Source organism: Neisseria sp. P0022.S010 (assembly GCF_051956635.1).
Genome location: NZ_JBQCXF010000095.1, coordinates 1 through 9,527 on the forward strand (window position 1 = coordinate 1; position 9,527 = coordinate 9,527).

Below are 9,527 nucleotides of genomic sequence, written 5' to 3' on the forward strand. Positions count from 1 at the left end.
GGAATAATCCCTTGCTGCACCACATCGCCGGCCGCGTTGGTTACATTCTCCAAAGGCATACCGGCCACCAAGCCGCCGACAAACGCGCCGACAGCCAAGCTGAGCACCACATGCACGCGCGATAAAGACAGCGCCAGCATGATGATGACCGCAATTACAACCGCATTCATATCGTTCTCCGTTGTTCAGACGGCCTGTTATGTAAAAATAGGCAATCGTCTGTTTACATATTACAAATAAACATCATAACCCAAGCATGAAGCCTTTGCAAAAAACGGCAGGCCGTCTGAAAAAGGACCATCGGTTTCAGACGGCCTGCCGTGAACCCTTTTCAGCGTTTTAATATGGCGTGCGGTTTTGGCGATAAAAATAGCCAAAAAACACGCGCTTCCCATTTTTTGCATAGGGTACCAATGTTAAAATCGACACAATGTTTTGGTTTTAGGTTTGTCACTGAAATTAAAGCATTTATTGATAAAACCCAATTCAATCATACACAAACAAAGGAAAGAAGTGATGGATATTCTGACGCGGCTGCACAATCTGCCGCCCTCCCGCTTTCATTACAAACTTCTGGTTTTGGTCGGCATAGGTTGGCTGTTTGATGCCATGGATACCGGTTTGGTGTCGTTTGTATTGCCGGCTTTGGGCAAAGATTGGGCGCTGGCTCCGGCACAGTTGGGTTGGATTGTCAGCATTGCCTTTGTCGGCATGGCTCTGGGTGCGGTATTCAGCGGCTGGCTGGCGGACAGGTTCGGACGGAAAACCGTTTTTGCCGGTACGATGGTGGTGTACAGCATTGCCACAGGTTTGTGCGCGCTCGCGCCTGATTTGACGGTTTTGCTGGTGTGCCGCTTTTTTGTCGGCGTCGGCTTGGGCGGCCAACTGCCCGTCGCCGTGTCGCTGGTCAGCGAATATGCGCCACCGAAAGTTCGCGGCCGTTTTATTGTATTACTGGAAAGCTTTTGGGGCTTGGGCTGGCTCTCGGCCGCGCTGGTGTCTTATTTCTTTATTCCGCAAACCGGCTGGCACAGCGCGTTTTTATTCGGCGCCTTGCCCCTGTTTTATGTGCCGTTGGTGTTGAAATTCGTTCCCGAATCCGTGCCTTACCTGCTTTCCCGTGGCAAAACCGACGAAGCGCACCATTTGGTATCCGCGCTGGAAATTCAATCGGGCATCACGCCGCCGATAGAAGCCGTTGCCGCACCGGCCGCCCCGCGCGAACGCATCCGCTTCTTCCAACTTTGGCAACATCCGTTTGCACGGCGCACACTGATGCTGTGGCTGGTTTGGTTCGGCATCGTGTTTTCGTATTACGGCATTTTCACTTGGTTGCCCAAATTGCTGGTCGAGCAGGGCAATACCGTGGTAAAAACCTTTGAATATGTGTTGGTGATGATTGTTGCGCAACTGCCCGGCTATATAGCCGCCGCGGCTTTGGTGGAGAGAATCGGCCGCAAAGCAACACTGGCAGGCTTTCTGGCCGCTTGCGCCGCGTGCGCATGGTTTTTCGGGCAAAGCACCACTGCGGCCGAAGTCATGGTCTGGGGCAGCCTGATGTCCTTCTTCAACTTGGGCGCATGGGGTGTTTTGTACACCTACACCCCCGAACTCTACCCTTTGCGCTTCCGTGCCTTCGCATCCGGCTGGGCAGGCGCCATCGGCCGCGTCGGCGGCATACTCGCGCCCATGGTGGTGGCGGCGATGGTGGGCAACAGCGGCGGCTTCGGCAATATCTTTATGATGTTTGCCCTGGTTATGCTGCTGATTGTGGCGGTAATCTTGGTATTGGGTGAAGAAACCAAAGGCCGTACGCTGGAGGACATCAGCCAATAAAAGGCATACATAAATCAAAGGCCGTCTGAAAAAGATTTCAGACGGCCTTTGTTTTATTTCGAGTATGTAATTTTAATACATCGATTTTCTGTTTTTATCTTAATTATCGAGGAAAGCGACGAAGAATAACCGTCTTTGTTTTCGTGTGGATAAAAATATTATACTTCAAAGAATTAAAATGAATAAACGATAAAATGGCCGTCTGAAAAGTTCAATCATGGTTTGTGATGTAGGTCAAAGCAAAATGTAACTAAATTACCTATAGTTATCGTAGTGAAAATTTATTGACCTTATTGCCACCTTTTATTAAGGAGATACACCATGAACGCATCAGCCGACAACGTCGTCAGCCCAGCCGTAGCCGAGGTAAACAGCCTGGTTGACAAGGGTTTACGGGCATTGGACGAGTTTCTTAAGCTCGATCAGGAGCAGATTGACTTTATTGTTGCCAAAGCCTCTATCGCCGCGCTGGACAAACATGGTGTACTCGCCATGCACGCGGTCGAAGAAACGGGACGCGGTGTATTTGAGGATAAGGCGACGAAAAACCTGTTTGCCTGCGAAAACGTCGTGCGCCGCCTGCGCGATTTGAAAACCGTGGGCGTCATCAGCGAAAACGATGTAACCGGTATTACTGAAATTGCCGATCCGGTCGGCGTGGTTTGCGGTATCGTGCCGACGACCAATCCGACTTCCACCACCATTTTCAAATCCCTGATTGCACTGAAAACCCGCAATCCGATTATTTTCTCGTTCCACCCGTCCGCCCAGCAGTGTTCCGCCCATGCCGCGCGTATCGTGCGTGATGCGGCGATTGCGGCCGGTGCGCCGGAAAACTGTATCCAGTGGATTGAAAAGCCGTCTATGGAAGGCACTTCCGCACTAATGAAGCATCCGGGCGTGGCAACGATTTTGGCGACCGGCGGCAATGCGATGGTGGAAGCCGCGTATTCTTGCGGCAAACCTGCGCTCGGCGTCGGGGCGGGCAACGTACCTGCTTATGTTGAAAAAACGGCGGACATCAAACAGGTGGCGCACGATATTGTGATGTCGAAATCTTTCGACAACGGCATGGTGTGCGCCAGCGAGCAAGCGGTGATTGCCGATAAAGAGATTTACAAAGAGTTGGCCGAAGAGTTCAAATCCTACGGCGTGTACTTTGCCAACAAAAAAGAAAAAGCCATGCTCGAAGAGTTTATCTTCGGCGTAACGGCGAATTGCGCCAGCTGCGGCGGCGCGAAACTCAATTCTGCGGTAGTGGGCAAACCGGCGGCATGGATTGCCGAGCAGGCCGGGTTTAAAGTGCCTGAAAAAACCAACATAATCATCGCCGAATGCCGTGAAGTCGGTCCGAACGAGCCGCTGACCCGCGAAAAACTTTCGCCTGTTTTGGCCATGATTAAGGCAGATTCGACCGAACAAGGCTTGAAGTTCGCCGAAGAAATGGTTGCCTTTGACGGCTTGGGACACTCCGCCGCCATCCATACCGCCGATGAAGAATTGGTCAAAACGTTCGGCTCCCGCGTCAAAGCGCTGCGCGTGATTTGGAATTCGCCTTCCACCTTCGGCGGCATCGGCGACGTGTACAATGCCTTCCTGCCTTCTCTGACCCTCGGTTGCGGCTCTTACGGTAAAAACGCCGTCGGCGGCAACGTCAGCGCAGTCAATCTGTTAAACATCAAAAAAGTAGGCCGTCGGAGAAACAACATGCAATGGTTCAAAGTGCCCGCCAAAATCTATTTTGAACGCGATTCCATCCAATATCTGCAAGACATGAAAGACTGCGAAAAAGTCATGATTGTGACCGACCGTTCGATGGTTGATCTGGGCTTTGTCGATAAAATCACCTACCAGCTCCACCAACGTAAAAACAAAGTGACCATCCAGCTGTTTACCGATGTCGAAGCCGATCCGAGCGTCCAAACCGTCTATAAAGGCATGGATTTGATGCGCAGCTTCCAGCCCGACACCATCATCGCGCTGGGCGGCGGCTCGCCGATGGACGCGGCCAAAGCCATGTGGCTCTTCTACGAGCAGCCGCAAGTCGACTTTGAAGACTTGGTGCAAAAATTCATGGACATCCGCAAACGCGCGTTCCGCTTCCCTGAATTGGGCCGCAAAGCCAAATTTATCGGCATCCCTACCACATCGGGTACCGGCTCCGAAGTGACGCCGTTTACCGTCATCAGCGACGGCGACAAAAAATATCCGATTGCCGACTACTCGCTGACCCCAACCATTTCGATTGTCGATCCTGCGTTTACCATGACCGTACCGGCAAGCGTAACCGCCGATACCGGTTTGGACGTATTGACCCACGCGGTAGAAGCGTACGTTTCCGTACTGGCGAACGACTTTACAGACGGCCTCGCCCTGCAAGCCATCAAGCTCGTGTTCCAATACCTCGAACGCTCCTACAAACACGGTGCGGCCGATCCAGAAGCGCGCGAGCATATGCACAACGCCTCCACCATCGCAGGCATGGCGTTTGCCAATGCGTTCTTGGGCATCAACCACTCGATGGCACACAAAATCGGCGGTAAATATCACGTTCCGCACGGCCGTGCCAACGCCATCCTGCTGCCACACGTCATCCGCTACAACGGTACGCGCCCGCAGAAAACCGCCACTTGGCCGAAGTACAACTACTACAAAGCCGACCTGAAATATCAGGAAATCGCCCGTACTTTAGGCCTGCCATGCAGCACACCGGCAGAAGGCGTCGAATCCTTCGCCCGCGCCTGTCATGAACTGGCGGTCAACGTCGGCATCAAAATGTCGTTTAAAGAGCAGGGCATCGATGAGAAAACCTTCCTCGACGGCAGAAAAGAGCTGGCCATGATGTCTTTTGAAGACCAATGCACCCCGGCCAACCCGCGTCTGGCATTAGTCGCCGACATGGAAGAAATCCTGACCAAAGCCTATTACGGCGAATAAAATCGGGGAGATAAAAAGGCCGTCTGAAACCTGAATATAGGGTTTCAGACGGCCTTTCTTTATTCGGTTCTTTGGTTTTATCAAAGCTAAGGTTTTCATTTGAATACGATGGTTCAAAAAATATCTTTAATAACTTTAATTTAATGGTAAACCTTACAATTCAAGGAAATAACGGTTTTAAAAATAAAAGGCCGTCTGAAAGCTTGATTGACTTTCAGACGGCCTTTATCTGTGTGGCTAAACCTTAAAAGCGGTTTAGACGACGATATTCACCAAACGTCCGGGAACGACGATGATTTTCTTCGCAGGCTTGCCTTCCATGAATTTCACCGCGCCTTCGTTAGCGAGTGCGGCGGCTTCGAGGTCGGTTTTGGAGGCGTCGGCGGCAACGGTGATTTTGCCGCGCAGTTTGCCGTTGACTTGAACCATGACTTCGATTTCGGATTTAACCAAGGCGGCCTCATCGACTGTCGGCCAGCCTGTTTCCCACAGTTTCGCGCCGTTCAATTCGCTCCACAGGGTTTCGCAGATGTGCGGCACGATGGGCCACAGCAGGCGTACGACAGCTTCCAATACTTCTTGGGCGACGGCTCGGCCTTGTTCGCCGTTGGTGTCGGTTTTGTCGTATTGGTTGAGCAGTTCCATCACGGCGGCGATGGCGGTGTTGAACTGCTGGCGGCGGCCGTAGTCGTCGCTGACTTTGGCGATGGTGGAATGCAGTTTGTGGCGCAGGTCCTTGAGTTCTTTAGATAAACCGTCTTGGCTGCCTGCAAACGCTTTGACCGCGCCGCCTTGTTTCAGGTATTCGTAAACGGTACGCCACAGACGACGCAGGAAGCGGTGCGCGCCTTCGACGCCGCTGTCGCTCCACTCGAGGGACTGTTCGGGCGGTGCGGCGAACATCATAAACAGGCGGGCGGTGTCCGCGCCGTAGGCGTTAATCAATTCTTGCGGATCGACGCCGTTGTTTTTGGACTTGGACATTTTTTCCGTGCCGCTGATAACGACTGGCAGTCCGTCTGCTTTGAGGACGGCGGAAACGGGGCGGCCTTTGTCGTCGAAAGTCAGCTCGACATCGGCAGGGTTGATCCAGTCTTTGCCGCCTTTGTCGTTTTCACGGTAGTAGGTTTCGCAAACGACCATGCCTTGCGTCAGCAGGCGTTCAAACGGTTCGTCAACATTGACCAAGCCTTCGTCGCGCATCAGTTTGGTGAAGAAACGCGCGTACAGGAGGTGCAGAATCGCGTGTTCGATACCGCCGATGTATTGGTCGACCGCGCCCCAGTATTTCGCGGCTTCAGTCGATACCATGCCTTCTGCGAACTTGGGCGACATGTAGCGGAAGAAATACCAGCTCGATTCCATGAAGGTGTCCATGGTGTCGGTTTCGCGTTTTGCAGCGCCGCCGCAGCATGGGCAGGTGGTTTCGTAAAACTCTGGCATTTTTGCCAGCGGCGAACCCATGCCGTCGGGTACGACGTTTTCAGGCAAGACGACGGGCAGTTGGTCGGCAGGGACGGGTACGTCGCCGCATTTTTCGCAATGGACGATAGGAATCGGGCAACCCCAGTAGCGTTGGCGCGAAATACCCCAGTCGCGCAGGCGGTATTGGGTTTTCGGTTCGCCTGCGTCTTGGCTTTGTAGCTTGGCGGCAATGGCGTCGAATGCCGTCTGAAAATTCATGCCGTTGAATTCGTTGCTGTTTACTAGGAAGTTATCTTCATTGTTTTGGAACTGCATATTCCAATTTAATCTGATGGTTTCCAATGCCCCGAAGATTTCACTCAAATACGGTTCATCGTCAAGGCCTGCCTTATTGACTTGTTCTAATACTCTATCTGCAAAACGTTGCGTTGGATTCTTTGAATAATCAAAAATATATTCAATATCAAACGGTAAGTTATTTTTAGCCGCAATTTTTTGTAATCGTGCTACCGCGCCATCAATCACTTTATTGCTGACAACCCATTTAATCGGCAAACCATATTTGCACGCGAATTCGAAATCGCGTTCGTCGTGCGCCGGAACAGCCATCACAGCGCCATCGCCGTAGCCCCACAATACATAGTTGGCAATCCACACTTCCAGTTTGTCGCCGTTAAGCGGGTTGATGACGTAGCGGCCGGTCGGCACGCCTTTTTTCTCCATCGTCGCCATATCGGCTTCGGCAACGGAGCCGGCTTTGCATTCGGCGATAAATGCCTGCAATTCGGGTTTGTCGGCGGCTGCGGCGGTTGCCAGCGGATGCTCGGCGGCAACGGCGACATAAGTCGCGCCCATCAGCGTGTCGGGACGGGTGGTATAAACTTGCAGGAATTTCGCGTAATCGCCTTCCAAACCTTGTTTGCTGTCGTCTGAAACGGCGAAGCGCACGGTCATGCCGCGAGATTTGCCGATCCAGTTGCGCTGCATGGTTTTGACTTGTTCAGGCCAGTGTTCCAGTTCGTCCAAGTCGTTGAGCAGTTCTTCGGCGTAATCCGTGATTTTGAAGTAATACATCGGGATTTCGCGTTTTTCGATCAACGCGCCGGAACGCCAGCCGCGTCCGTCGATGACTTGCTCGTTGGCAAGGACGGTTTGGTCGACCGGATCCCAGTTTACCGTGCCGTTTTTGCGGTAGACGATGCCTTTTTCAAACAGCTTGGTAAATAGCCATTGTTCCCAGCGGTAGTATTCGGGTTTGCAGGTAGCGACTTCGCGCTCCCAGTCAATCGCAAAACCCAGGCTTTTGAGCTGGGTTTTCATGTATTCGATGTTGTCGTACGTCCAAGCGGCAGGGGCGACATTGTTTTTCATCGCCGCGTTTTCCGCAGGCATGCCGAACGCGTCCCAACCCATAGGCTGCATGACGTTGAAGCCGTTTAAGAGTTTGAAGCGGCTCAATACGTCGCCGATGGTGTAGTTGCGTACATGCCCCATGTGCAGCTTGCCGCTGGGGTAGGGGAACATGGAAAGGCAGTAGTATTTGGGTTTGGAAGCGTCTTCGGAGACGTTGAAAATACGCTCGTCGTCCCATTTTTTCTGCGCCGCAGGCTCGATGGCGGCGGGCTGGTAATGTTCTTGCATGGTCATTCTGTTTTTCGCTTGAAAACGTTGGAAAAAATAAAGATGGGATTATAGCAGGTTGTCGGGCCTGTCGGTTTGACAAAGGCCGTCTGAATGTTTGGATGTCGGAAAAGCACAATTTCAGACGGCCTTGAAAATACTGACTTGAGTTTTTGATACTCGCCCACATATCCCACCCAGTTTGAATTCATTCTTAACACTATCAAAATTATGAGCAATAAAGATTTTTACGAAACACTTGGTGTTGCCCGCAGCGCTAGCGACGATGAAATCAAAAAAGCCTACCGCAAACTGGCAATGAAATACCATCCCGACCGCAACCCTGACAACAAAGAAGCGGAAGAAAAATTTAAAGAAGTCCAAAAAGCTTACGATACCTTGTCAGACAAGGAAAAACGCGCCATGTATGACCAATACGGCCATGCCGCGTTTGAGCAGGGCATGGGCGGCGGCGCGGGCGGATTCGGCGGTTTTGGCGGATTCGGCGGCGCGCAAGGCTTCGATTTTTCCGATATTTTCAGCCAAATGTTCGGCGGCGGTGCCGGAGGCCGCCAGCCGGATTACAGCGGTGCGGACTTGCAGGTCGGCATAGAGATTTCGCTTGAAGAAGCCGCCAAAGGCGTGAAAAAACGCATCAACATTCCGACTTACGAAGAATGTGATGTCTGCCACGGCTCAGGTGCCAAACCGGGCACATCCGCATCGACTTGTTCGACCTGTCACGGCTCAGGCACAGTACACGTCCGCCAAGCCATTTTCCAAATGCAGCAGACTTGTCCGACTTGTCACGGTACGGGCAAAGAAATCAAAGATCCTTGCGTCAAATGCCGTGGCGAAGGCCGCACCAAAACCAGCAAAACGGTTGAAGTCAACATTCCGGCCGGTATCGACGACGGTCAACGCATCCGCTTGAGCGGCGAGGGCGAGCCGGGTCAACACGGCGCGCCGGCAGGCGATTTGTACGTCAATGTCCGCGTGAGACAGCACAAAATCTTCGAGCGCAACGGCTTGGACTTGCATTGCGAACTGCCGATCAGCTTTGCCATTGCCGCATTGGGCGGCGAAGTCGAAGTGCCGACTTTGGACGGTAAAGTCAAACTGCACATTCCGAAAGAAACGCAAACCGGCCGCCGCATGCGCGTGAAAGGCAAAGGCATCAAGTCTCTGCGTTCCAGCTCGACCGGCGATTTGTACTGCCACATTTTGGTTGAAACTCCGGTTAACCTGACCGACCGTCAGAAAGAGTTGCTGGAAGAATTTGAAAAAATCTCCTCCGGCCTCAATCTCAGCCAAACCCCGCGCAAAAAATCGTTTTGGGAAAAAGTAGGCGAAAAAGTAGGCGATTTGTTCTCCGATAATTAATCGTTGTGAAAAAGGCCGTCTGAAACCTGCTTGAATGAGGTTTCAAACGGCCTTTTGTTTTTCTTTTTGTTGCTTCAAGCCATGGTTTGCCTTACAATGCGCGCTTCACTCTTACGGGAGTAGCCATTCGGCGCAATGCCGAAACCGTTGTCAACATAATCGGCTTGTGCGGCCGTGGCAGCGGTATCTTCTCTGCTTTATCGGAAGACAGGCAAGACGTAAGCGTTGTCCATACCCTTGCGGGCGGTATGCACAGCGCTTTTTGTTTGCCCGCTTTTCGGTTGAGTATCTTAAATCATGGAAGCTTTTTTCTCCTCGACGCTGGG

Annotated in this window: 6 protein-coding genes and 1 pseudogene; 4 read left to right on the forward strand and 3 right to left on the reverse strand. The window is 52.3% G+C overall.

The genetic code is table 11. The annotated features are described in order from the left end of the window. Both ACTHUT_RS09905 and ACTHUT_RS09910 read right to left on the reverse strand, forming a co-directional pair. Positions 1-170: pseudogene (locus ACTHUT_RS09905) on the reverse strand (sodium:proton antiporter); the annotation flags it as partial. Between the two features lie 60 nt (positions 171-230). After that, positions 231-404: a hypothetical protein gene (locus ACTHUT_RS09910; RefSeq protein WP_159069369.1), complete on the reverse strand. Its 174-nt coding sequence runs from the start codon at positions 402-404 to the stop codon at positions 231-233. 112 nt (positions 405-516) lie between these two features. Here ACTHUT_RS09910 and ACTHUT_RS09915 point away from each other — a divergent pair, with 112 nt between their 5' ends. Beyond that, a complete protein-coding gene (locus ACTHUT_RS09915; RefSeq protein ID WP_440386010.1) occupies positions 517-1,836 on the forward strand; it encodes an MFS transporter in 1,320 nt (439 codons plus the stop codon). Positions 1,837-2,157: 321 nt separating this feature from the next. Next, the gene (adhE, locus tag ACTHUT_RS09920; RefSeq protein ID WP_440386011.1) at positions 2,158-4,773 is read left to right on the forward strand and encodes a bifunctional acetaldehyde-CoA/alcohol dehydrogenase; all 2,616 of its coding nucleotides are present in this window, start codon (positions 2,158-2,160) and stop codon (positions 4,771-4,773) included. Positions 4,774-5,028: 255 nt separating this feature from the next. On the opposite strand, the gene leuS is transcribed toward adhE, so the two are convergent. Then, the gene (gene leuS, locus ACTHUT_RS09925; RefSeq protein WP_440386012.1) at positions 5,029-7,839 is read right to left on the reverse strand and encodes a leucine--tRNA ligase; all 2,811 of its coding nucleotides are present in this window, start codon (positions 7,837-7,839) and stop codon (positions 5,029-5,031) included. A gap of 210 nt (positions 7,840-8,049) precedes the next feature. Here leuS and dnaJ point away from each other — a divergent pair, with 210 nt between their 5' ends. Both dnaJ and ACTHUT_RS09935 read left to right on the forward strand, forming a co-directional pair. Next, positions 8,050-9,201, forward strand: a complete 1,152-nt coding sequence (gene dnaJ, locus ACTHUT_RS09930) for a molecular chaperone DnaJ (protein WP_049322586.1) — start codon at positions 8,050-8,052, stop codon at positions 9,199-9,201. 86 nt (positions 9,202-9,287) lie between these two features. Beyond that, positions 9,288-9,527, forward strand: a 240-nt coding sequence (locus ACTHUT_RS09935; protein WP_440418768.1) for a hypothetical protein, incomplete at its 3' end; no start/stop codon positions are given.

What these genes read in the sequence shown, in the direction of transcription:
- ACTHUT_RS09915 (WP_440386010.1), top strand. Translation starts at nt 517, where the DNA reads ATGGATATTCTGACGCGGCTGCACAATCTGCCGCCCTCCCGCTTTCAT.
- leuS (WP_440386012.1), bottom strand. Translation starts at nt 7,839, where the DNA reads ATGCAAGAACATTACCAGCCCGCCGCCATCGAGCCTGCGGCGCAGAAA.
- ACTHUT_RS09910 (WP_159069369.1), bottom strand. Translation starts at nt 404, where the DNA reads ATGCAAAAAATGGGAAGCGCGTGTTTTTTGGCTATTTTTATCGCCAAA.
- dnaJ (WP_049322586.1), top strand. Translation starts at nt 8,050, where the DNA reads ATGAGCAATAAAGATTTTTACGAAACACTTGGTGTTGCCCGCAGCGCT.
- adhE (WP_440386011.1), top strand. Translation starts at nt 2,158, where the DNA reads ATGAACGCATCAGCCGACAACGTCGTCAGCCCAGCCGTAGCCGAGGTA.